At 71.1% G+C, this 21354-nt stretch carries 20 protein-coding genes; 8 read left to right on the top strand and 12 right to left on the bottom strand.

Annotated elements, in window-relative coordinates; translation table 11 throughout:
* Positions 1-15: 15 nt before the first annotated feature.
* From ACFTZL_RS06405 to ACFTZL_RS06360, 10 genes are all read right to left on the bottom strand, one after another.
* Positions 16-1521 (bottom strand): family 43 glycosylhydrolase, encoded by a 1506-nt coding sequence (locus tag ACFTZL_RS06405; protein WP_382578989.1) that lies wholly within the window; start codon positions 1519-1521, stop codon positions 16-18.
* Entirely contained in the window at positions 1518-2363 is an 846-nt protein-coding gene (locus ACFTZL_RS06400; protein ID WP_382578987.1) for a PmoA family protein, read from the bottom strand. The genes ACFTZL_RS06405 and ACFTZL_RS06400 overlap by 4 nt, the downstream gene beginning before the upstream one ends.
* Positions 2360-3535 carry a Gfo/Idh/MocA family protein gene (locus tag ACFTZL_RS06395; RefSeq protein WP_382579020.1) on the bottom strand — a complete coding sequence of 392 codons (1176 nt, stop codon included), beginning with the start codon at positions 3533-3535 and terminating at the stop codon, positions 2360-2362. The genes ACFTZL_RS06400 and ACFTZL_RS06395 overlap by 4 nt, the downstream gene beginning before the upstream one ends.
* A 20-nt stretch (positions 3536-3555) precedes the next feature.
* Positions 3556-4866, bottom strand: a complete 1311-nt coding sequence (locus tag ACFTZL_RS06390) for a polysaccharide lyase family 1 protein (protein WP_382578985.1) — start codon at positions 4864-4866, stop codon at positions 3556-3558.
* Complete coding sequence (locus ACFTZL_RS06385) at positions 4863-5759, bottom strand: carbohydrate ABC transporter permease (RefSeq protein ID WP_382578982.1); 897 nt, start codon at positions 5757-5759, stop codon at positions 4863-4865. The genes ACFTZL_RS06390 and ACFTZL_RS06385 overlap by 4 nt, the downstream gene beginning before the upstream one ends.
* Positions 5756-6691: a carbohydrate ABC transporter permease gene (locus ACFTZL_RS06380; protein WP_382578979.1), complete on the bottom strand. Its 936-nt coding sequence runs from the start codon at positions 6689-6691 to the stop codon at positions 5756-5758. Before ACFTZL_RS06380 ends, ACFTZL_RS06385 begins: the two co-directional genes overlap by 4 nt.
* Positions 6692-6865: 174 nt before the next feature.
* Positions 6866-8596, bottom strand: a complete 1731-nt coding sequence (gene araD / locus ACFTZL_RS06375) for an L-arabinonate dehydratase (RefSeq protein ID WP_382578977.1) — start codon at positions 8594-8596, stop codon at positions 6866-6868.
* On the bottom strand, positions 8593-9504 hold the full coding sequence (locus ACFTZL_RS06370) for a dihydrodipicolinate synthase family protein (protein ID WP_382578974.1): 912 nt from the start codon (positions 9502-9504) through the stop codon (positions 8593-8595). The genes araD and ACFTZL_RS06370 overlap by 4 nt, the downstream gene beginning before the upstream one ends.
* Complete coding sequence (locus ACFTZL_RS06365) at positions 9501-10160, bottom strand: GntR family transcriptional regulator (RefSeq protein ID WP_382578971.1); 660 nt, start codon at positions 10158-10160, stop codon at positions 9501-9503. Before ACFTZL_RS06365 ends, ACFTZL_RS06370 begins: the two co-directional genes overlap by 4 nt.
* Positions 10161-10282: 122 nt before the next feature.
* Positions 10283-10885: a TIGR03086 family metal-binding protein gene (locus ACFTZL_RS06360; RefSeq protein ID WP_382578970.1), complete on the bottom strand. Its 603-nt coding sequence runs from the start codon at positions 10883-10885 to the stop codon at positions 10283-10285.
* 144 nt (positions 10886-11029) lie between these two features.
* Here ACFTZL_RS06360 and ACFTZL_RS06355 point away from each other — a divergent pair, with 144 nt between their 5' ends.
* Both ACFTZL_RS06355 and ACFTZL_RS06350 read left to right on the top strand, forming a co-directional pair.
* Positions 11030-11485, top strand: coding sequence for an SRPBCC domain-containing protein (locus ACFTZL_RS06355; RefSeq protein ID WP_382578969.1), 456 nt, complete (start codon positions 11030-11032; stop codon positions 11483-11485).
* Positions 11486-11559: 74 nt separating this feature from the next.
* Positions 11560-12798: an MFS transporter gene (locus ACFTZL_RS06350; RefSeq protein ID WP_382578967.1), complete on the top strand. Its 1239-nt coding sequence runs from the start codon at positions 11560-11562 to the stop codon at positions 12796-12798.
* Positions 12799-12934: 136 nt separating this feature from the next.
* Here the strand turns inward: ACFTZL_RS06350 and ACFTZL_RS06345 are convergent, their stop codons facing one another.
* A complete protein-coding gene (locus ACFTZL_RS06345) occupies positions 12935-14101 on the bottom strand; it encodes a hypothetical protein (protein ID WP_382578964.1) in 1167 nt (388 codons plus the stop codon).
* Positions 14098-15039: a 5-dehydro-4-deoxyglucarate dehydratase gene (locus ACFTZL_RS06340; protein ID WP_382578962.1), complete on the bottom strand. Its 942-nt coding sequence runs from the start codon at positions 15037-15039 to the stop codon at positions 14098-14100. The genes ACFTZL_RS06345 and ACFTZL_RS06340 overlap by 4 nt, the downstream gene beginning before the upstream one ends.
* A 223-nt stretch (positions 15040-15262) precedes the next feature.
* Here ACFTZL_RS06340 and ACFTZL_RS06335 point away from each other — a divergent pair, with 223 nt between their 5' ends.
* From ACFTZL_RS06335 to ACFTZL_RS06310, 6 genes are all read left to right on the top strand, one after another.
* A complete protein-coding gene (locus ACFTZL_RS06335) occupies positions 15263-16072 on the top strand; it encodes an NAD-dependent epimerase/dehydratase family protein (protein WP_382578959.1) in 810 nt (269 codons plus the stop codon).
* A gap of 311 nt (positions 16073-16383) precedes the next feature.
* Positions 16384-17154, top strand: coding sequence for a DeoR/GlpR family DNA-binding transcription regulator (locus ACFTZL_RS06330; protein ID WP_382578958.1), 771 nt, complete (start codon positions 16384-16386; stop codon positions 17152-17154).
* A gap of 81 nt (positions 17155-17235) precedes the next feature.
* Positions 17236-18609, top strand: coding sequence for an ABC transporter substrate-binding protein (locus tag ACFTZL_RS06325; protein WP_382578956.1), 1374 nt, complete (start codon positions 17236-17238; stop codon positions 18607-18609).
* Positions 18606-19547, top strand: a complete 942-nt coding sequence (locus ACFTZL_RS06320) for a carbohydrate ABC transporter permease (protein WP_382578953.1) — start codon at positions 18606-18608, stop codon at positions 19545-19547. Before ACFTZL_RS06325 ends, ACFTZL_RS06320 begins: the two co-directional genes overlap by 4 nt.
* Positions 19544-20368 carry a carbohydrate ABC transporter permease gene (locus ACFTZL_RS06315; RefSeq protein ID WP_382578951.1) on the top strand — a complete coding sequence of 275 codons (825 nt, stop codon included), beginning with the start codon at positions 19544-19546 and terminating at the stop codon, positions 20366-20368. The genes ACFTZL_RS06320 and ACFTZL_RS06315 overlap by 4 nt, the downstream gene beginning before the upstream one ends.
* Positions 20365-21354 carry a zinc-dependent alcohol dehydrogenase family protein gene (locus ACFTZL_RS06310; protein WP_382578948.1) on the top strand — a complete coding sequence of 330 codons (990 nt, stop codon included), beginning with the start codon at positions 20365-20367 and terminating at the stop codon, positions 21352-21354. Before ACFTZL_RS06315 ends, ACFTZL_RS06310 begins: the two co-directional genes overlap by 4 nt.

The following is a 21354-nucleotide window of genomic DNA, read 5'->3' as shown; positions in this document are numbered from 1 at the left end:
ACGACGGCAGGTGCGTTACGAGGGGCTGATCCGGAACCGGGTGAAGGTCGCCGCGCCGGCGTGTCCCTGACCGGTGGGTGCGAGGGCGAACAGGCCGAGCAGGGCGCCGACCCAGCGCCACGGGGTGGCGGCGAAGACCGGGCCCGAGGGCCGGAAGCCGTCGCCGGTGTCGGCCGAGAAGCGGCAGCGGGCGCCCGCGCCGATCTCGATCCGCAGCCGGGCCCGGCCCTCGGGCGCGAGCCGCGGGTGGGCGGCGTCGCGTTCGGCGTCCGCGACCGCCTCGGCGAACCGGTGCACGAGATGCGCGGTCCCGTCCGTGCCCCGCTGGAGGCCGATCCAGCCGAACGCGTCCCCGAGGACCGCGAGTCCGGCCCGGGCCCCGGGCTCGTCGCTGTCGAGCCGCAGCTCCACCTCGACCGTGCGGGGCCCGCCGGGCAGCCGCTGGGTGAGCACGCTGGGCAGCCTGCGCAGGTCGTGGGCGTCGGCCGAGCGGACGCAGGTCAGCCTGAGCCCGTCCCCGGAGTGCTGGGTGGCCCAGCCGTCGCCCGGGTTGGCCGTCCACTGCCACTGGCGGCCGTACCGTCCGCCGGGGAAGTCGTCGTCGGTGGCGGGCGCCGCGGGCGGCTGCGGCGGCAGGTCGGGCATCTCGTGTACGGCGACGGGGGCGCCGTCGTCCCCGAGCACCGGCCAGCCGTCCGGGCCCCAGCGCATCGGCTGGAGATGCACGACCCGGCCGTAGGCGCCGCGCTGCTGGAAGTGCAGGAACCAGTCCTCGCCGGTCGCGGTGCGCACCCAGCCGCCCTGGTGGGGGCCGTTGACGTCGGTGTCCTTCTGCTCCAGGACGATCTTCTCCTCGTACGGCCCGAAGAAGCCGCGCGAGCGGAAGGCGCCCTGCCAGCCGGTCTCGACGCTCCCGGCGGGGGCGAGGATCCAGTACCAGCCGTCGTGCCGGTAGAGCTTGGGGCCTTCGAGGGTGAACCAGCCGGGTATGCGGTCGGCGTCGACGATCACCTTGCCCTCGTCGAGGAGTTCGGTGCCGTCGGGACGCATCCGGTGCCCGGTGAGGCGGTTCTTGATGCCGGAGCGGGACTTGGCCCAGGCGTGCACCAGATAGGCCTCGCCGGTCTCGTCCCACAGGGGGCAGGGGTCGATCAGGCCCTTGCCCGCCTTCAGCAGGTGCGGCCGGGTCCAGGGGCCCCTGATCTCGGGCGCGTTGACCTGGAAGATGCCCTGGTCGGGGTCGCCCCAGAAGATCCAGAAGCGTTCGTCGTGATACCGCAGGGACGGGGCCCAGACGCCGCAGTCGTGGCGGGGCCGATCGAACTCCTGCGCCGGTTCCAGGCGTTCGAGGGCGTGGCCGACCAGGGTCCAGTTCACCAGGTCGCGGGAGTGGAGTAACGGCAGGCCGGGGGCGCGCCCGAAGCTGGAGGCCGTCAGATAGAAGTCGTCGCCGACACGGACGACGTCCGGGTCGGACCAGTCGGCGTCGAGGACCGGGTTGCGATAGGTCGGGGAGGTCACGGGCTCACCGCCTTGCGGACCAGGGCCGCCGCGGCGTCCCGGCCGAGTCGGCCGTCGGCGACGACGGTGACGACCCGGCGGACGACGGTCTCGCCCGGCGGGATCGGCAGCCGCTCGTCGTGGGCCAGCGAGGAACCCACCCCGGGGTACTCCCCGGTGCGCACGAACCACGGGTCGCGGCGGGTCTGTTCGGTGGCCCCGGCGAAGACCAGCGTCCAGCCGGAGCCGGCCAGGGCGAGCCAGTCGGCGCGCCTGCCGTGCACCTCGGTCTCGCCCTCGGTGCCGACGGTGAAGACATCCGGGGCCGCGGCCTCCTTGCGGGCACGCCAGAAGAAGCCGCCGTAGGCCGCGCCCGGACGCCCGTTCGTCGCCGGGCTGCCGATCGACAGCGGGTCCTCGGTGACGTTGGTGAGGGAGAAGGTGAGGTCCAGGGCCCAGGCCTGGTCGGTGAGTTCGGTGGCCGCGACCGTACGGCGCTCGCGCAGCAGCTCACCGGCCGCCGCCACCCAGCGCAGCTCCTCCACGAAGCCGTCGGGGTCGCGCAGCTGGAAGGCGACGTGCCGCTGGGAGCCGTGGTTGTCCAGCTCGGTCGGGCCCTGGTCGCGGACGTAGGTACGCCCGCCCCAGAAGTTGAACCCCTCGACGTCGGGGACGGCGACACCGACGCCGAGGTGGTGTGCGTGGTCGGCGGGGCTCAGCTCGGTGACCGCCGTACCGGACAAGGTGGTGACGGGATGCAGATACGGACGCGGGGAGAGTCGCACCGGCAGCTCTGGCCGGGTGACGTACCGGCCGACCGGCCGGCCCGCGACGCGCAGGACCGTGGTGTCGTTGCTGGTCATCGGGTGCTCACCTCGTTCGACAGATGCTCCGCGGCCAGCGCCCAGGGGGCGCCGAGTTCGGAGTAGAGGGAGAGGGTGTCGGCGGCGGCCGCGACGAGGCCGTCGATGCCGGGTACGACACGGCGGTTCTCGTCGGGGATCCGGTGCCAGGCCGTGTCGGGCAGCGGCACCGGGTCGGGAGAGGTGCGGATGGCCTCCACGACCTTCATGAAGGCGCCCGTCTCGTCCGGTGGGACCAGCAGGGCCGCGCCGGTGGTGAGGTGCGCGACGAGGTTCTCCAGCAGGTCGGTACGGCCGTGCTCGGACTCTTCCGGGCCGTGCCCCGCGCGCTGGAGCAGCACCCGGTCCTGCTTGTACCAGAAGGTGATCCGGCCGCTGCTGCCGTGCACCAGGACGTACGGCTCGTCCGACTCCTCGGCGCACAGCGTCGCGGCGACGGTCACCGGGTGGCCCTGTGTGGTGGTGATCCGGACGCAGGAGGTGTCGTCGGACTCGATGGCGTTGGCGCGCAGCAGCTCGGTCTCGATGCCGCTGACGTGCTCGGCGCGGGTGCTGCCGCCCAGGGCGAGGGCGGTGGCGACGGCGTGGGCGAGGGGGTTGGTCAGCGCCCCGTCGATCACGTCGACGCCGTTCAGCCGCCGCTTGCCCGACCAGGGCGCCCGCCGGAAGTAGTCCTCGTCGCGCACCCAGGCACCGGCCCCGCCGAGCCCGACCAGCCGGCCGATCGCGCCCTGGTCGATCATTTCGCGGATGGCGGGCAGGGCGTGCGAGCCCAGCGACTGGAAGCCGATCTGGCAGACGACCCCGGCCGCGGCGACCCCGTCGGCCATGCGGCGGAACTCCGCGTAGGAGGGGGCGGGCGGCTTCTCCAGCAGGACGTGCACGCCCCGCTCGGCCGCCGCGAGCGCCAGGTCGGTGTGGGTCGGGATCGGTGTGCAGATCACCGCGATCACGGCGCCGGTGGAGTCCAGCAGGGCGCCGAAGTCGGCGGACTGCTCGGGCGTGCCCAGGTCGCCGAGCTCCTCCTCGGTCAGCGGTGTCAGCTCGCAGACGCCGACGAGCCGCACGATGCCCTGCTTCTGGAGCCGGCGGATGTTCTCGACGTGCCAGCGGCCGTGGCCCCGCGCACCGGCGAGGACGACGGGCAGAGGCATGTTCATGGAGTCGTTCATGGAGTCGATCATGCGACCGGTCACGACAGCCTCCCCGCTCCCGCGCCGCGGGCCACGGCCCGGTCGGCCGCCGCCGCGCTGTCGATCCGCCCGTGCAGGGTGGGGGTCCAGTCGACGTCGGCGGTCAGATCGCGCTCGCTGCCGGAGTTGTAGGCGTTGTAGATCGCGAGCAGGTCGACCGGGTAGCCTCCCCCAGACTCCGTCCGGGGGGACCCCCAGAGGGTGCCGCTCTGGTGCAGGGCGCTGCCGTTCCAGCTCTTGACCAGGTCGGCGACCTCGACATGGCCGGGGGCGTGGAAGGCGTTGTTCTCGGCGAAGATCCTCGACTCGGTGGAGACGCCGAACGAGTAGCGGTAGTCGTCGTCGGTGATCTCGTACCGGTTGTTGTAGACGTGCACCTGCCCGAAGCGGACGCGCGGGGCGCGCTGCACGACCGACTCGAACGCGTTGTGGTGCAGCGTGACCCGGAGCTTGCCCCGGTCGCCGGTGGCGGTGTCGCCGTTGCCGATGAGCATCGCCTTGTCGTGGTCGGTGAACCGGCTCCAGGAGACGGTCACGAGGTCGGAACCGTTGGTGATGTCCAGCAGACCGTCGTGGCGCAGGTAGTTGCGGGCGAAGTAGGTGGGTTCCTTCGCGTCCGGGTGGCCCCGGTCGGACGCGGTGACGTGGTCGATCCACACATGGGTGGCGCCGGTCAGCCAGATCGTGTCGTAGGCCGCCTTCCAGTCGCCGAGTCCGCCGGTATTGGGCTGCCAGACGGGGAAGCAGTCGTAGGCGTCCCGCACGTCGAGGTTGCGGATGATCACGTTGTCGGCGTTCTTCACCTGGAGGCTGGCGCCCTTCAGGACGGCCGAGTCGCCGAGGCCGACGATCGTGGTGTGGGAGCCGACGGGCAGCACGATCCGCTCGGCCTGCCGGGCGGCGGAGGCCTGGCGGGCCTCCTCCTGCGGTCCGCTGGGCTTGGCGGAGCCCCAGGTGCGGGGGTCGTAGGCGGCGAGGTACTTCTTCAGGGCGTAGCCGCCGGTGGCGTAGTCGGAGCAGTCCAGCCGGTCGCCGTCGTCGTCGGTGTTGGCGTCGACGGTCCCGGCGATCTTGATGATCTTCGGGGTGTCGCTGCCGCCGTCGAGGGCGCGGACCAGTCCGGCCCGGTCGGTGACGGTGAAGACGTGCTCGGCGTCGGCGGCGGCGCCTCCGGTGGTGCCCGCGCCCTCGGAGGCCCAGCCGTCGTTCGCGGGCAGGGTGTCGCGGCCGATGTCCCGGCCCTCGGCGTGCACGGGGACGCAGAGGAGCCCCAGCAGCCCTGCGGCGACGGCGAGTTGTCTGAGTCTCATCCCTTCACCGCCCCCGCGCTGAACCCGGTGATCAGCCACTTCTGGATGAAGGCGAACACGATCACGACCGGGACGGCCGCGATGATGCCGCCCGCGGCGAGGGCGCCCAGGTCGACGCTGTCCGCGCTCATCAGGGAGTTGAGGCCGACGGGGATCGTCTGCTTGTCCTGGTTGTTCAGGAACATCAGGGCGAACAGGAAGTGGTTCCAGGAGTGGACGAAGGCGAACGAGCCGACGGCGATCAGGCCGGGCCGCAGCAGCGGCAGCACCACGATCCGGAAGGCCGTCATGCGGTTGCAGCCGTCCACCCAGGCCGCCTCCTCCAGGGAGTACGGCACGTTCTTGATGAAGTTGCTGATCAGGATCATCGACAGCGGTAGCTGGAAGACCGTCTCGGCGAGGATGACACTGCCCAGCGAGTTGATCATCTGCAGTTCGGCGAAGATCTCGAACAGCGGCACCAGCAGCAGCGCGCCCGGCACGAACTGCGAGCACAGCAGCGCCAGCATGAACGCCCGCTTGATCTTGAAGTCGAACCGGGCGAGGGCGTAGCCGCCGGCCAGCGCGACGAGCGTCGTCATGAGCAGGGTGGCGACGCCGACGAGCACGCTGTTGGTGAAGTAGGTGCCGAAGCTGCGGTCCGTCCACACCTTCTCGAAGTGCTCGAAGGTCATCGGCCAGGGCACGAGCGAGGTCGAGCCGGCCGGGCGCAGCGAGAAGAGCAGGATCCAGTAGAAGGGGATGAGGGTGAAGACCAGGTAGATCCCCAGGGGCAGGTAGACCTGCCAGCGGGGTGCCTCGTCCCAGGCGCGGTTCTTCTTCGTGTGCCGCGGCGGTTCGGGGGTGGCGCGCACGGGAGCGGGCGCCGCCTTGGTGGCTTCCTTGACGCTCACTTGTTGTCGCCTCCGAACTTGCTCAGCCGCAGATAGACCATCGAGCAGAAGAGCAGGATCACGAACGCGACCGTGGTCAGGGCGGACGCGTAGCCGAAGTTGTGGGCGTCGACCGAGGTGTTGGCGATGTACAGCGGCAGGGTCGTGGTCTCCCCCGCCGGGCCGCCGCCGGTCAGCGTGTAGAGCAGGTCGACGTTGTTGAACTCCCACACCGCGCGCAGCAGCGTGGACAGGATGATGGCGTCCTTCAGGTGCGGCAGCGTGATGTGCCAGAACTGCTTGAGGCGGCTGGCCCCGTCGACCTCGGCGGCCTCGTACAGGTCCTTCGAGACGGACTGGAGGTCGGCGAGGATGAGGATCGCGAAGAAGGGCACACCGCGCCAGAGATCCGCCACGACCGCCGCCGGGAACACCGTCGAGGTGTCCGACAGCCAGCTCGTTCCGTAGGAGCCGATGCCGACGTCCGCGAGGTAACGGGTGATGCCCGTCTGGGAGTTGTAGAGCAGCACCCAGATCGCGGAGGTCAGCACGCCGGAGACGGCCCACGGGGAGAAGACCAGGGCGCGTCCCAGGCCCCGCCCCACGAAGGTCTGGTTGACGATGAGGGCCAGCGCGAGACCGAACAGCAGTTGGAGTCCGACCTCGACGAAGACCCACTTGGCGCTGAAGACCAGGGTGTCCCAGAAGACCGGGTCCTCGGTGAAGGCGTGGACGAAGTTGTCGAAGCCCGCGTAGCCGTTCCGCCATGGCTTGGTGGGGTTGTAGTTCTGCAGGCTGTAGTAGAAGACGCTGATCACCGGGTAGGCGATGAAGCCCAGCATGAGCAGGGCGGCCGGGGCGATCAGCAGGTACGGGAGCCTGCGCGGCGTGGCGGAGGCCCGGCGCCGCCGGGGTGGCGCGGGCGGTTTCGCCACGGCTGCGGCTTGGGCCATTACTGTTCTCCGTTCTCAGTACGTCGTGGTACGTCGTGCGTCGGTGCGTGCGCGTACGTGCATGCGTGCGCGGGAAGCGCTTTCTTCCCGGGCAGGGTCGTGCCGGGTCGTGCTGAGGTGCGGGGTGGTGCGTGGAGCCTGTGCCGTGCCGTGGTGCGTGTCCGGGGCGTGGGTTCAGCCCGCGTACGGGTCCTGCACTGTGCCTTGGCGAGCCAGGAACTCGAAGTCGCAGCCGGTGTCGGCCTGCGTGATCTGCTCGTTGTAGAGCGCGCCGTAGCCGCGCTCGTACCGGGTGGGCGGCGGCGTCCAGTCCGCCCTGCGCCGCTCCAGCTCCTCGTCGTCCACGTGGAGATGCAGGGCGCGCGCCTCGACGTCGAGGGTGATGGAGTCACCGGTGCGGACGAGGGCGAGCGGTCCGCCGACGTACGACTCGGGTGCCACGTGCAGCACGCACGCGCCGTAACTCGTGCCGCTCATCCGGGCGTCGGAGATCCGGACCATGTCCCGGACGCCCTGCTTGAGCAGGTAGTCGGGCAGCGGCAGCATCCCGTACTCGGGCATACCCGGGCCGCCCTTGGGGCCGGCGTTGCGCAGCACGAGCACGTGCTCGGGGGTGATGCCGAGCGACGGGTCGTTGATGGTGCGCTGCATCGTCTTGTAGTCGTCGAAGACGACGGCGGGACCGGTGTGCTTGAGCAGGTGCCGCTCGGCGGAGATGTGCTTGATGACGGCGCCGTCCGGGCAGAGGTTGCCGCGCAGCACGGCGACTCCGCCCTCGGCGGCGACCGGGTTCTCGCGGCTGCGGATGACGTCGTCGTCGTGCACGACGGCGTTCCCGATCTGCTCGCCCAGGGTTCCGTTGACGGTGGGCCGCTCCAGGTGCAGCAGGTCGGTGATCCGCGAGAGGAAGGCGGGCAGACCACCGGCGAAGTAGAAGTCCTCCATGAGGTACGTCCGTCCACCGGGCCGGACGTTGGCCAGCACCGGCACGGTGCGGGCGATGCGGTCGAAGTCGTCGAGGGTGAGTTCGACCTGGCAGCGCCCCGCCATCGCGATCAGGTGGATGACGGCGTTGGTGGAGCCGCCGAGCCCCAGCACCGTGGTGACGGCGTCCTCGAAAGCCTCGCGGGTGAGGATCCGGGACGGCTTGAGCGCGATCCAGGCGAGCTCCACGGCACGGCGCCCGGAGGCGGCGGCCATCCGCTCGTGCCCGGAGTCGACGGCCGGGATCGAGGAGGCGCCCGGCAGCGTCATACCGAGGGCTTCCGCCGCCGCGGTCATCGTCGACGCGGTCCCCATGGTCATGCAGTGACCGGGTGAACGCGCCAGCCCGCCCTGAAGCTCCCTCAGTTCGCAGTCGGTCAGGTTGCCCGCGCGGTGCTCGTCCCAGTACTTCCACATGTCGGTGCCGGACCCGAGGGTCTCACCGCGCCAGTGCCCCGGCAGCATCGGCCCCGCCGGCACGAAGATCGCCGGTACGTCGGCCGAGGCCGCGCCCATGAGCAGCGCGGGCGTCGACTTGTCGCAGCCGCCGAGCAGCACCGCCGCGTCGATCGGGTACGACCGCAGCAACTCCTCCGTCTCCATCGCGAGCAGGTTGCGGTAGAGCATCGGGGTCGGCTTCTGGTACGTCTCGGAGAGCGTGGCGACCGGGAACTCCAGCGGGAAGCCGCCGGCCTGCCACACGCCCCGTTTGACCGCCTCGGCGCGCTCGCGCAGATGGACATGGCAGGGATTGATGTCGGACCAGGTGTTCAGGACGGCGATCACCGGGCGGCCCCGGTACTCCTCCGCCTCGTAACCGAGCTGCCGCATACGGGCGTTGTGCGACCAGGTGCGCAGCTGGCCCTCGACGCCGTACCACTGATGGCTCCTGAGCTCCTCGGGACGCAGCCTGCCGGTCATATCGACCACCCCGCGGCGATGGCGGCGACCTCGGCACGCTCACTCTGAGGCAGCGGCCTGCTCGGCGGGCGGACCTCGCGGCGGCACAGTCCGAGGGAGGCGAGGGCCTCCTTGACGACGGTGACGTTGTTGGCGGAGCCGCTGTCGGCGCGCAGTTCCTCGAAGCGGCGGATCTGCTCCCAGACCTTCATGGCGGCCGGGTAGTCGCCGGAGCGCAGCGCCTCGATCATGTTCAGGGAGACGGCGGGGGCGACGTTGACGAGCCCCGAGGTGAAGCCGGTGGCGCCGGCGGAGAAGTAGGAGGGGGCGTACGGCTCGGCGAGGCCCGCCACCCAGACGAACCGCTCCAGCCCGGCGTCACGGGCGAAGGCGGCGAACCTGGCGGCGTCCGGGACGGCGTACTTCACGCCGATGACGTTCGGGCAGGCGTCGGCGAGTTCGGCGAGCCGGGCGCCGGTGAGCTGCGGGTTGCGGATGTACGGGACGACGCCCAGCTCGGGCACGGCCTCGGCGACGGCGCGGTGGTAGTCGACCCAGCCGGCCTGGGAGACGTACGGGTGGACGGGCTGGTGGACCATCACCATCCGGGCGCCGAGCTCACGGGCGTGCCGGGCGGAGGCGACCGCGGTGGGCACGTCGTGGCCGACCCCGACCAGGACGACGGCCCGGTCCCCGGCCTCGTCCATGGTCAGCTCGGTGACCAGGCGGCGCTCTTCGGGGGTCAGGGCGTAGAACTCGCCGGTGTTGCCGTTCGGGGTGAGGGTGGTGATGCCGCCGTCGAGCAGACGGCGCAGCAGGGCCCGGTAGGTGTCCTGTGCGACGGAGCCGTCCTCGGCGAACGGGGTCACCGGGATCGCCACCACGTCGGCCAGGGCCGCCCGCTGGGTCTCGAACGCCACGCTGCTCATTGCTGACCTTCCTGTTCCAGTCCTGCCTCGGGGAAAGCGCGCCGCACGAAGGACGCGATGTGGGAGTGGAGGGCGCGGGCCGCGCCGTCGGCGTCGCCGTCGAGGGCGAGCCGGAGGATCTCGCGGTGCTCCCCGGCCTCCCGCTCCCAGGAGGGCGAGGCGGCCCAGGCGACGGCGGAGACCAGGGCGGCCTGGTCGCGGACCTCGTCGAGCATCCGGCCGAGCAGCGGGTTGCCGCACGGCAGGTACAGGGCGCGGTGGAACTCCCGGTTGGCGAGGGAGCGTTCGGCGGTGTCGATGGCCGCGTCGGCCCTGGTCAGCGCCTCACGGGCGGTGTCCAGGGAGGCTCCGCGCTGTACGGCGCGCTTCAGCGCCTCGGGTTCCAGCAGCAGCCGTACGTCGTAGACCTCGCGCGCCATGTCCGCGTCCACCAGGCGCACCGTGACGCCCTTGTACTGGCTCATCACGACCAGCCCGGTCCCGGCGAGGGTCTTGAGCGCCTCGCGCACCGGGGTCTTCGACACCCCGAACTGGGCGGCGAGCTCGGTCTCGACCAGCGCCTGCCCCGGCGTCAACTGCCCGGTGAGGATGCGGTGTTTGATCCCCTCCAGCACGAACTGCGTGCGGGAGGGGATCGGCGTGGGCACAGAGGTCATGCGCGCCTCTCGGATCTCGCGTATCGCGTCTCATATATGACGTACGAAGTACGACGCGATGACGGTAGGAGGGGCGCGTTTGTTTCGTCAATGCTTCTGACAGAGGAAGTAGCAATCGCTTTCTACGGCCTGGGGGCCCACTCCGGGTCCCGCCCGCTCAGTCCCACCGTCCTGGCCAGCAGCGGGGCGTCCGCCTCCACGCGTACGACGGGTCCGAAGATCTCGCCCCGGCCGGGGTCGTCGACGGCCGCCTCGAGGAAGCCGTGACACGCCTGGAGCGCGGCCGGGTCGGGGGCGTAGGGCTGACCGGTCGCACGGGCCAGGTCCCAGCCGTGGATCACCAGCTCGTCGGTCGCGACCAGGCCCGCGATCTCGCCGGGCATGTCCACGCTTCCGGCGCGGGTCATACCGGTCCACGCGGCCGGGTCGCGCCAGGCCTCGGCCATCTCGCCGAGCACCTTGGGCAGCTCCTCGCGCCAGCCGGGCCCGAGTTCGGGCACGGTGGAGTCCGGGCGGGTGTCGGTCGTGACGCCCAGGTCCTTGCGGCCGGCGTCGCGGAAGGCGACGGCGAGCCCGGCCAGGTGGGCCAGCACATGACGCACCGCGTACTTCGGGCAGGGCGTCGGGTCCGCGAGCTGCTCGTCGGTGACGCCCTCGGTCAGGCGGGCCACGAGCGCGGCCTGCGGTCCGAGGTCGAGGATCGGGGTCGGGGTCGTGTCGGTCATGGGCTGCTCCTCCTGGTTCCGTTCCTGGGAGGTAGACCGGCACCGGCCACGGAACTCATCGCTTCGGAATCGTGGCCCATGGCAGGCCAACCTAAAATACACATAGGGGTTATTCCAGGCATCTTCAGTGGCAGGTGGTGCGTGATGACACAGGACGTCGAGCTGAGACTGCATCTGGAGTGCGAGCTGGCGGATGAGCCCACGCGCGTGTTCCGAGAGCTGACCGACCCGCTGGAAGTGGCTCGCTGGTGGGGCCCGGACGGGTTCAGCACCCCGAGTGTGGAGATCGACCTCCGCCCAGGCGGTGCCTACCGGATCGCGATGCAGCCCCCGGAAGGCGAGCTGTTCTACCTGGTGGGCGAATACATCGACGTCGATCCCCCGGTAGGCCTGTCGTACACCTTCCGCTGGGAAGATCCCGATCCCGAGGACCGGGAGACGGTGGTGACGCTGTCGCTGTACGACACCGACGTCAGAGAGTCTCATCTCACCCTCGACCAGGGCGACTTCGCCACGGAGCGGCGGCGCGCACTCCACGAGGAAGGCTGGGTCCAGGGCCTCGGCAAGCTCGGGGAAATGCTCGCCTCACAATGGGATTGATCACTGACCCCACGTCGGAATTAAGGCACCTTCCCGATCCCTCCGCACGGTCCTTAGCCCCACGATGACCAGGCATGACGACCAAGACGACCTGGCCACTCGTGCGCGTCCTGCGCGACCGCGACGCGGGGCTCTACCTCTCCGGAGTGGTGGTCTCCGGCTTCGGCACCTCGGCGCTGTGGCTGGCGTCCGGCGTATGGGTCAAGGACCTCACCGGCTCGGACGGCCTGGCCGCGCTGTGCATGCTCGCCATGTGGCTGCCGACCCTGGCCGGCCCACTGCTGGGCACTCTCGCCGACCGGGGCCGCCGCAAGCCGCTGCTGATCGGCGTGAACCTGCTCCTGGGCGCTCTCCTGCTCTCCCTCGTGAGCGTCGACGCCCCGGGCGACCTGTGGCTGCTGTACGCGGTGCTGTTCGTGTACGGCGCGGCGGGCGTGGTCCACGACGCGGCAGAGTCGGCGCTCGTGGCGACCGCCGTCGACTCGTCCCTGCTGGGCGACTTCAACGGCCTGCGCCTGACGGCCACCGAGGGCATGAAACTCCTGGCCCCGCTGGCGGGCGCGGGCCTCTACGCGGCGTACGGCGGTGCGAGTGTCGCGCTCCTGGACGCGGCGACCTTCGTGCTGGCCACGGGGCTGTACGCGCTGCTGCGGGTGCGGGAGGAGAGGCCCGCGCCGCCCACCGGAAGCCGGCGGGAGCGGACCGCCGAGGGCGCCCGCCACCTGTGGGCGCACCCCGTGCTGCGCCCCCTGGTCCTGGCGGGCGGCGCCACCATGCTGTGCGCCGGAGTGAACGGGGCGATGGTCTACGCCGTCGTCGACGACCTCGGGCACTCCCCCGCGTACGCCGGTGTGCTGTACGCCGTGCAGGGTGCCGGGTCGGTCGCGGTGGGCCTGCTCTCCGGCACGGCCCTGCGCCGCCTGGGCGAGCGGCGCTTCGCGGCGTACGGCATCGCCCTGCTTGCCGTCGCGGTGGCCCTGCGGGGGGTGCCGTCCGACCCACTGGCGCTGGTGTGCAGCGTGGCGATCGGCGCGGGCCTGCCCGCGGTGCTGATCGCCACACTGACCTCGGTACAGCGCGAGACTCCCGGCCCACTGCTGGGCCGGGTCACCGCCACGGCCAACACGCTGGTGTACACCCCGAACGTGCTCGGACTGGCGACCGGAGCGGCCCTGGTCGAGCTGACGGGCCACCGGCCGGTGCTGGTGGCCCTGGGCGCGGCCCTGCTGACGACGGCGGCCCCGCTGTTTCAGCGCCCGGCGAGGGCGGAGCGGACCGTGTCGAGGTCACCGTCGGACGCCGACCCGGCATGACCGGTAACGCCGAGCCACCTCGGCGGCCCCGCCGCTTCAGCGCCCCACGAGCACGGCACGGACCGCCTCCACGTCACCGCCGGACGCCAACCCGGCATGACCGGCAACGCCGAGCCACCTCGGCGGCCCCGCCGCTTCAGCGGCCCGCGAGCACGGCGCGGACCGCCTCCAGGTCGCCGTCGGACGCCAACCCGGCGTGATAGAGCCGCAGTTCCGTGGCGCCGAGCCGGTGAGCCTCCGCCGCGTCGGTGGCGAGGGTGGCGGGGCTGCCGCCCATGCCGGAGACGACGGGGAAGTTGGCCGCGATGACGGAGCCCTCCTTGCCCTGGCTCGCGAACGGGGTCAGCGTGCCGGTGCCGCCCGCGCAGGGCACGACCACACCGTCCGCGACGGACAGGATGTGCGCCGGGTCGACGCCGGGGTTGGCGCCGACGTGGTAGGACACCGGGTCCGCGTGCAGCAGCACCTGGAAGCCGTCGGGGGCGGCGGCCCGGACCGCAGCGACGGCCTCTTCCTGGAGCGTGCGGGCGGTGTCGTCGCGCCACGCGCGCGTGGTGTGCGCGAGCGTCTCGCCGAGGAGCTTCTCGATGCCCGTCCAGCCCCCGTCGGAGGGCGTCGCCCCCTGCCAGACCGGCTCCAGCGCGGTCCGTACGGCGGCGGCCAGCTCGTCGGCGTCCAGGCCGTGCCGGCCGTAGCCCTCCCGGCAGGACGGGCAGAAGCACAGCGCCATCAGGTACTGCCCGGCGTCCCCGAGGCCGATGCCGCCGGTCTTGTCGTGGGCGTGCAGATGCTGCAGGCCGTACCAGCCGAGGGACTCCAGCTCGGTGCCCCGCGCCCCGGGCCGTACGGCCGCCTCCGCCGCCAGGTCGGTCAGGTACGCGCGCGTGGCGGGCTGGGCGATGCACGGCGCCCAGGGGTAGCGGTCGCCGTAGGCGTTGACGACCGAGGTGTCAGGGTGCTCGGCGCCCAGGCGGGAGTTGTGCGCGAGGACGACCCACGTGTGCACCTCGAGGCCGGCGTCCGCGAGAGCGACCGCGGCCTGCCCGAAGGCGTCCCCGGGGGCCCAGGCGCCGGCCGCGTAGGGGCGCAGCTCCCGCCCCGCCCAGCGGTCGTCCGCCGGGTAGAGCACGGAGGCGTGCTCGGCGGTGACGATGCGGTGGCGCGGGTGGCGGGGCGTGAGCGCGCGCGTGGAGTGGTAGGCGGCGGCGAGCGTCACCTGCTCCACGCCGAGCGCGGCGATCCTCGCGGGCGCCTCCGGGTCCCCGTTGACGTCCCAGGGGTAGACGAATGCCGACGCCTTCACTTGGCCTCCTCCAGCAGCGCGTAGCCGCGTTCGATCAGTTCGGCGAGCTGCTTGACATGATCCTCGGTGGGCTCGTGCAGCGGGGGCCGCACCTCGCCCACGTCGAGGCCGCGCAGCCGTACACCGGCCTTGACCAGGGCGACGGCGTAGCCCCGGCCCTGGGCGCGCAGTTCGACGAACGGGCGGAAGAAGCCGTCCAGCAGCTTTTCCACGGTCCGTTCGTCGCCGTTCCCGAGGGCCTGGTGGAAGGCGAGGGCGAGCTCGGGGGCGAAGCAGAACACGGCGGAGGAGTAGAGCGTGACGCCGAGGGCGCGGTAGGCGAGCTGGGTCTGCTCGGCGGTCGGCAGGCCGTTGAAGTAGAGGAAGTCGCCCGGAACCTCCGAGCGCACCGCGCTGATGATGCGCTGCATGAGGTCGAGGTCGCCGAGCCCGTCCTTGAGGCCGATGATCCCGTCCGTGCGGGCCAGTTCGACGACGGTCTCCGGCGTGAAGACAGCGTTGTCGCGCTGGTAGACGACGACGGGCAGGGGGGTCGCGGCGGCCACCTCCCGGTAGTGCCGCAGCAGCCCCTCCTGCCCGGCGACGACGAGGTAGGGCGGCATGGCGAGCAGCCCGTCCGCCCCGGCGGCCTCGGCGAGGCGGGCGTAGCGCACGGCCAGCGCGGTGCCGTACCCGGCGCCCGCGACGACCGGCACCCGTCCTTCGGTCGCCTCGACGGCCGCCCGGACGCACCGTTCGAACTCCTCGGGCGTGAGCGCGTGGAACTCGCCGGTGCCGCAGCAGGCGAACACGGCGGCGGCTCCGGCCTCTACCCCGCGACGCACATGCGTGCGGTAGGCGTCGAGGTCCACGGAGCCGTCGGGACCGTACGCGGTGACCGGGAAGAACAGCGGCCCGCTGGGAACGGTGAGTCGAGCGGCGAGAGGGGCTGACGTCACGAGCTCTCCCGATTCCATATTCATGATTGGCGTCTATATTTCTGAACAGCTCCACGCTAAGGCGCCCCCTTGGTGCCGGTCAAGCGCACGAACCCGCGACGCACCAGCGGATTCGCCGCTCACGCGACATACTTGACGGGCTCCACCCCGGCTCCTTAGCGTGTCCACGAATATGAATGCCGTGCGCCCATGTACACGGTGGCCCATTCAAGGAGAACCGAGGATGCCCGCTCCCCGCACCGTTCTGCTCACCGGCGCCGCCGGCGGCCTCGGCACCCTGATGCGGGACCTGCTCCCGGCCTACGGCTACGAGCTGCGCCTGCTCGACCTGCGCCCGATCGAGGACGCGCCGGACGCGATCGTCGCCGACCTCGGCGACAAGGACGCCGTGCGCGAGGCCGTCCGGGGCGTCGACGCGATCATCCACCTCGCGGGCATCTCCCTGGAAGCGCCCTTCGAGAAGATCCTCAAGGCGAACATCGAGGGCACCTACCACCTGTACGAGGCCGCCCGCGAGGAGGGCGTCGGCCGGATCGTCTTCGCCTCCTCCAACCACGCGGTCGGCTACACCCCGCGCCCCCAGGGCACCGACCCACTCATCCCCATCGACACCCCGCACCGCCCGGACACCTTCTACGGCCTGTCCAAGTCCTTCGGCGAGGACCTCGCGCAGTTCTACTGGGACAAGCACGGGGTCGAGACGGTCTCCGTGCGCATCGGCTCCTGCTTCGCCGAGCCGACCAGCGTGCGCATGCTGTCGGTATGGATGAGCCCGGCCGACGGCGCCCGCCTCTTCCACGCGACCCTGACCGCCGAGAACGTCGGCCACACCGTCGTCTACGGCTCCTCCGCCAACACCCGGCTCTGGTGGGACCTCAGCACGGCACGGGCGCTCGGCTACGACCCTCAGGACGACTCCGAGCCGTTCGCCGAGAAGCTGATCGCCGAGCAGGGCGAACTGCGGGACGGCAACGAGGCCCACGCCTACCTCGGCGGTCAGTTCGTGACGGACCCGCCGATCTGGCCGTACTGACCCGAAGACAGCACCTCCGGCGGCGGGCGGGCAGAAAACGGACCCGCCCGCTCGGGCATTCGGGCACACTCCGGAGGGCGGCAGGGCAACACCCTCAGGGGCGCGGGGAACCGCGCGACCAGCCACGACGCGCCCGCAGACGGCCACGGAGCCCCCGCGACACGCCGCGCACGCGCACGACCGACCGGGCACACACGGGCAGGATCACGCCCGCAACAGACCTGGCCACCACGGAACACCCGCTGTAGAACTTCCCCCATGGCCCGGCAGAGGGCCCGAACGGGCAGCGCGAGCGGAAGGCGGGTGTCGGCATGAGTATGGGTACGGCGGAAGAACGCCGACGCGAGATCGTGCTCGTCGCACGACGTGACGGCGCTGTCGACGTCACCGCGCTCGCCACCGAGCTGGGCGTGGCCAAGGAAACCGTACGGCGGGATCTGCGCGTCCTGGAGGACCACGGCCTGCTCCGGCGTACGCATGGCGGCGCCTACCCCGTGGAGAGCGCCGGCTTCGAGACGACGCTCGCCTTCCGCGCCACCAGCCACGTCCCCGAGAAGCGCCGGATCGCGGCCGCCGCGGCCGAGCTGCTCGGGGACGCCGAGACCGTGTTCGTCGACGAGGGCTTCACCCCGCAGCTCATCGCCGAGGCACTCCCCAGGGACCGGCCGCTGACCGTGGTCACCGCGTCCCTGCCGGTCGCGGGCGCGCTCGCCGAGACGGACACCGTCTCCGTCCTGCTGCTCGGCGGCCGGGTCCGCTCCGGCACCCTCGCCACCGTCGACCACTGGACGACGAAGATGCTGGCCGGCTTCGTCGTCGACCTGGCGTTCATCGGCGCCAACGGCATCTCCCGCGAACACGGCCTCACCACCCCCGACCCGGCCGTCAGCGAAGTCAAGACGCAGGCGATCCGGGCCGCCCGCCGCACGGTCTTCGCGGGCGTGCACACCAAGTTCGGAGCGGTCAGCTTCTGCCGGTTCGCCGAGGTCGGCGCGCTGGAGACGATCGTGACGAGCACGCTGCTGCCGACGGCCGAAGCCCACCGCTACTCACTGCTCGGACCCCAGGTCATCCGGGTCTGACACCACACCGACCCTCGTCCCCCAGCGGCACAGTCACACCCTGTGCTGCCCCTTATCTCCCCATACATCCAGGAGCGATCCATGCGAACCCAGAGCCGACGACGGCCACCGCGAGCCACGCTCGCCGCGGCCGCCGCAGGGACGCTGCTCGCCCCGCTGCTCTCCGGCTGCTGGGTCGGCGCGGGCGGGGCCGGATCCGGCGGCGACGCCATCAACGTCCTCATGGTCAACAACCCCCAGATGGTCGAGCTGCAGAAGCAGACCCGCGCCCACTTCACCCAAGAGACCGGCATCAAGGTCAACTTCACGGTCCTGCCCGAGAACGACGTCCGCGACAAGATCAGCCAGGACTTCGCCAACCAGGCCGGCCAGTACGACGTCGCCACCCTGTCCAACTACGAGATACCGATCTACGCCCGCAACGGCTGGCTGCACGAGATGAACGGCTATGTGGCCAAGGACCCGGCCTACGACGAGCGGGACGTCCTGAAGCCGATGCGCCAGTCCCTCACCGCGGAGGACGGCAAGCTCTACGGCCAGCCCTTCTACGGCGAGTCGTCGTTCCTGATGTACCGCAAGGACGTGTTCGAGAAGAAGGGCCTGACGATGCCCGCGCACCCCACCTGGCAGCAGGTGGCGGACCTCGCGGCGAAGGCCGACGGCACCGAACCGGGCATGAAGGGCATCTGCCTGCGCGGCCTGCCCGGCTGGGGCGAGGTGATGGCGCCGCTGACGACGGTCGTCAACACCTTCGGCGGCACCTGGTTCGACAAGAACTGGAAGGCGCAGCTCGACTCGCCCGCCTTCGAGAAGGCGACGAAGTTCTATGTCGACCTGGTGCGCGAGCACGGCGAGTCCGGCGCCGCCCAGTCCGGCTTCGCCGAGTGCCTGAACAACATGACCCAGGGCAAGGTCGCCATGTGGTACGACGCCACCTCCGCTGCCGGATCCCTGGAGGCGGCGAACTCCCCGGTCAAGGGCAAGGTCGGCTACGCCCCCGCCCCTGTCGAGAAGACCAAGTCGTCCGGCTGGCTCTACACCTGGGCCTGGGGCATCCAGAAGTCCTCCCGCAACCCGGACAACGCCTGGAAGTTCGTCTCCTGGGCGTCCGGCAAGGGCTACGAGGAACTGGTCGGCGACCAGGCCGGCTGGGCCGACGTCCCGGCCGGCAAGCGCGCGTCGACGTACGCCAACGCCGACTACCGCAAGGAGGCCGCCGCCTTCCAGGAGATGACCAAGGAGGCCATCGAGAAGGCCCGGCCCGACGACCCCGGCGTGCAGCCGCGGCCCGCGCCCGGCATCCAGTTCGTCGGCATCCCCGAGTTCACCGACCTCGGCACCAAGGTCTCCCAGGAGATCAGCGCGGCCATCGCCGGACGCCAGTCCGTCGAGTCGGCCCTGAGCAAGTCCCAGCAGCTCGCCGAGAAGATCTCCGAGGAGTACGAGGGACGATGAGCGCCACGACAACGGCCCCCGTGGCCTCCCCCGAGCTCCGCACCCCGGTCCGCCGGCCCTCCGCCCGGCTGCGCGCCTGGGCCACCCGGGCCCCGCTGCTCCCCGCCCTGATCTTCATGGTCGTCGTCACTCAGCTGCCCTTCGTGGCCACGCTGGTGATCTCCTTCTTCGACTGGAACGCCCTCTATCCCGACGCCCGGCACTTCACGGGCCTCGACAACTACCAGGAGGTCCTCACCGACGCGGACCTGCGCCACTCGGTGTGGACGACCGTGCTCCTGACGGTGGCGGTGGTCCTGGCCAGCCTGGTGCTGGGACTCGTCCTCGCCCTGCTGCTGGACCGGAAGTTCCGCGGCCGGGGCATCGTCCGCACCCTGCTGATCGCGCCGTTCCTGGTGGTACCGGTGGCTGCGGCACTGCTCTGGAAGCATGTGCTCTACAACCCTGAATACGGCCTGCTCAATGGGTTGTTGCACTATGTGGGCGGTCCACAGCCCGACTGGATCTCCAACACCCCGCTGCTCGCGGTCGAGGCATCCCTCGTCTGGCAGTGGACGCCGTTCATGATGCTGATCCTGCTCGCCGGCCTGCAGAGCCGCGACCACGAGCAGGTCGAAGCGGCCCGGGTCGACGGCGCGAGCGACTGGCAGATCTTCGTCCATCTGACGCTCCCGCATCTGCGCCGCTACCTCGAACTGGGCGCGCTGCTGGGCTCGATCTACATCGTCCAGAACTTCGACGCGGTCTTCACGATCACGTCCGGCGGCCTGGGCACCGCCAACCTCCCCTACACCGTCTACCAGAGCTTCTACCAGGCCCACGAGAACGGCCTCGCCTCGGCCGCGGGCGTCCTGGTCGTCATCGGCTCGATCGTCATCGCGACCTTCGCCCTGCGCGTGGTGTCGTCCCTGTTCCGCGAGGAGGTGTCCCGCGCATGAATGTCGTACGCCGCAACAGCATGGGCCTCATGGCCTGGCTGGCCGGGATCGTGTTCTTCCTGCCCATCGCCTGGATGGCCCTGACGTCCCTCCACTCGGAAGCCGACGCGGCGACCAACCCGCCCTCCTTCGCGGCCTCCCTGACCCTGGACGGCTACCGCGAGTTCTTCGGCGCGGGCGGCGGCGCGAGCCCCTGGCCGGCCCTGATCAACTCGGCGGTCGCGTCACTGGCCTCGACCCTGCTGGTGCTGCTGCTGGCCTTCCCGGCGGCGTACGCGCTGTCGATCAACCGCGTCCGCAAGTGGACGGACGTCCTGTTCTTCTTCCTCTCCACGAAGATGCTGCCGGTGGTGGCGGGCCTGCTGCCGATCTATCTGTTCGCGAAGAACGCCGGGATGCTCGACAACATCTGGCTGCTGGTCATCCTCTACACGTCCATGAACCTGCCGATCGCGGTGTGGATGATGCAGTCCTTCCTCGCCGAGATCCCGGTCGCGGTGATCGAGGCGGCGAAGGTGGACGGGGCCAGACTGCCGACCGTCCTCACGCGCGTGGTCGCCCCGATCGCCCTGCCCGGCATCGCTGCGACCTCCCTCATCTGCTTCATCTTCAGCTGGAACGAACTGCTCTTCGCACGGGTGCTGACCGGCGTGGTCGCCGAGACCGCCCCCGTCTTCCTGACCGGCTTCATCACCAGCCAGGGCCTGTTCCTGGCGAAGGTGTGCGCCGCGTCGCTCGTCATCTCCCTGCCGGTGCTCGCCGCGGGGTTCGCCGCCCAGGACAAGCTGGTCCAGGGCCTGTCGTTGGGAGCCGTGAAATGAAGGCCGCCGTCATCGAGTCCGTGGGCAAGGCCGTCGTCGCCGAGGTCCCGGACCCGACGCCAGGGCCGCGCGAGGTCGTCGTCGAGGTGGCCGCCTGCGGCCTCTGCGGCACCGACCTCCACATCTTGCAGGGCGAGTTCGCTCCGAAGCTGCCGATCGTGCCCGGGCACGAGTTCGCGGGCCAGGTGGTCGGAGTCGGCACCCGGGTCACCGAGGTGTCGGTGGGCGACCGGGTCGCGGTCGACCCCTCCCTCTACTGCTATGAGTGCCGCTACTGCCGTACGGGCCACAACAACCTCTGCGAACGCTGGGCGGCGATCGGCGTGACGACGGCGGGCGGCGCCGCGCAGTTCGCGGTGGCCCCGGTGGCGAACTGCGTGAAGCTCCCGGACCACGTCCGCACGGAGGACGCGGCCCTCGTGGAGCCGCTGTCCTGCGCGGTACGCGGCTACGACGTGCTCCAGTCCCGCCTCGGCGCGCACGTCCTGGTCTACGGCTCCGGAACGATGGGCCTGATGATGCTGGAACTGGCGAAGCGCACGGGCGCGGCGAGCGTGGACGTCGTCGACGTGAACCCGGCCCGCCTGGAGACGGCCCGCCGCCTCGGTGTCTCGGCATCGGCGGCGAACCCCGACGAACTGGACCGGCCGCAGGGCTGGGACCTGGTCGTCGACGCCACGGGCAACGCGGCGGCGATCCAGGACGGCCTGGACCGGGTGGCGAAGGCGGGCACGTTCCTGCAGTTCGGTGTGGCCGACTACGCGACCCGGGTGACGATCGACCCGTACCGCATCTACAACCAGGAGATCACCATCACGGGCTCGATGGCGGTGCTGCACAGCTTCGAGCGGGCGGCGGAGCTGTTCGCGAACGGGGTGCTGGACCCGGAGATCTTCATCAGCGACCGCATCCCGCTGGAGCGGTACCCGCAGGCGCTGGAACAGTTCGCGGCCGGGGTGGGCCGGAAGATCGTCGTGGTGCCGTAG

Source organism: Streptomyces sp. NPDC056948 (assembly GCF_042674225.1).
GTDB lineage: Bacteria > Actinomycetota > Actinomycetes > Streptomycetales > Streptomycetaceae > Streptomyces > Streptomyces purpurascens.
This window is presented reverse-complemented; position numbering and strand designations above follow the sequence as displayed.

Bases quoted from the DNA above. Each gene is read 5' to 3' on its own strand.
- ACFTZL_RS06330 (WP_382578958.1), top strand. From the start codon at position 16,384: ATGAGTATGGGTACGGCGGAAGAACGCCGACGCGAGATCGTGCTCGTC.
- ACFTZL_RS06380 (WP_382578979.1), bottom strand. From the start codon at position 6,691: ATGGCCCAAGCCGCAGCCGTGGCGAAACCGCCCGCGCCACCCCGGCGG.
- ACFTZL_RS06390 (WP_382578985.1), bottom strand. From the start codon at position 4,866: ATGAGACTCAGACAACTCGCCGTCGCCGCAGGGCTGCTGGGGCTCCTC.
- ACFTZL_RS06355 (WP_382578969.1), top strand. From the start codon at position 11,030: ATGACACAGGACGTCGAGCTGAGACTGCATCTGGAGTGCGAGCTGGCG.
- ACFTZL_RS06335 (WP_382578959.1), top strand. From the start codon at position 15,263: ATGCCCGCTCCCCGCACCGTTCTGCTCACCGGCGCCGCCGGCGGCCTC.
- ACFTZL_RS06320 (WP_382578953.1), top strand. From the start codon at position 18,606: ATGAGCGCCACGACAACGGCCCCCGTGGCCTCCCCCGAGCTCCGCACC.
- araD (WP_382578977.1), bottom strand. From the start codon at position 8,596: ATGACCGGCAGGCTGCGTCCCGAGGAGCTCAGGAGCCATCAGTGGTAC.
- ACFTZL_RS06395 (WP_382579020.1), bottom strand. From the start codon at position 3,535: ATGAACGACTCCATGAACATGCCTCTGCCCGTCGTCCTCGCCGGTGCG.
- ACFTZL_RS06400 (WP_382578987.1), bottom strand. From the start codon at position 2,363: ATGACCAGCAACGACACCACGGTCCTGCGCGTCGCGGGCCGGCCGGTC.
- ACFTZL_RS06325 (WP_382578956.1), top strand. From the start codon at position 17,236: ATGCGAACCCAGAGCCGACGACGGCCACCGCGAGCCACGCTCGCCGCG.
- ACFTZL_RS06370 (WP_382578974.1), bottom strand. From the start codon at position 9,504: ATGAGCAGCGTGGCGTTCGAGACCCAGCGGGCGGCCCTGGCCGACGTG.
- ACFTZL_RS06365 (WP_382578971.1), bottom strand. From the start codon at position 10,160: ATGACCTCTGTGCCCACGCCGATCCCCTCCCGCACGCAGTTCGTGCTG.
- ACFTZL_RS06315 (WP_382578951.1), top strand. From the start codon at position 19,544: ATGAATGTCGTACGCCGCAACAGCATGGGCCTCATGGCCTGGCTGGCC.
- ACFTZL_RS06360 (WP_382578970.1), bottom strand. From the start codon at position 10,885: ATGACCGACACGACCCCGACCCCGATCCTCGACCTCGGACCGCAGGCC.
- ACFTZL_RS06310 (WP_382578948.1), top strand. From the start codon at position 20,365: ATGAAGGCCGCCGTCATCGAGTCCGTGGGCAAGGCCGTCGTCGCCGAG.
- ACFTZL_RS06350 (WP_382578967.1), top strand. From the start codon at position 11,560: ATGACGACCAAGACGACCTGGCCACTCGTGCGCGTCCTGCGCGACCGC.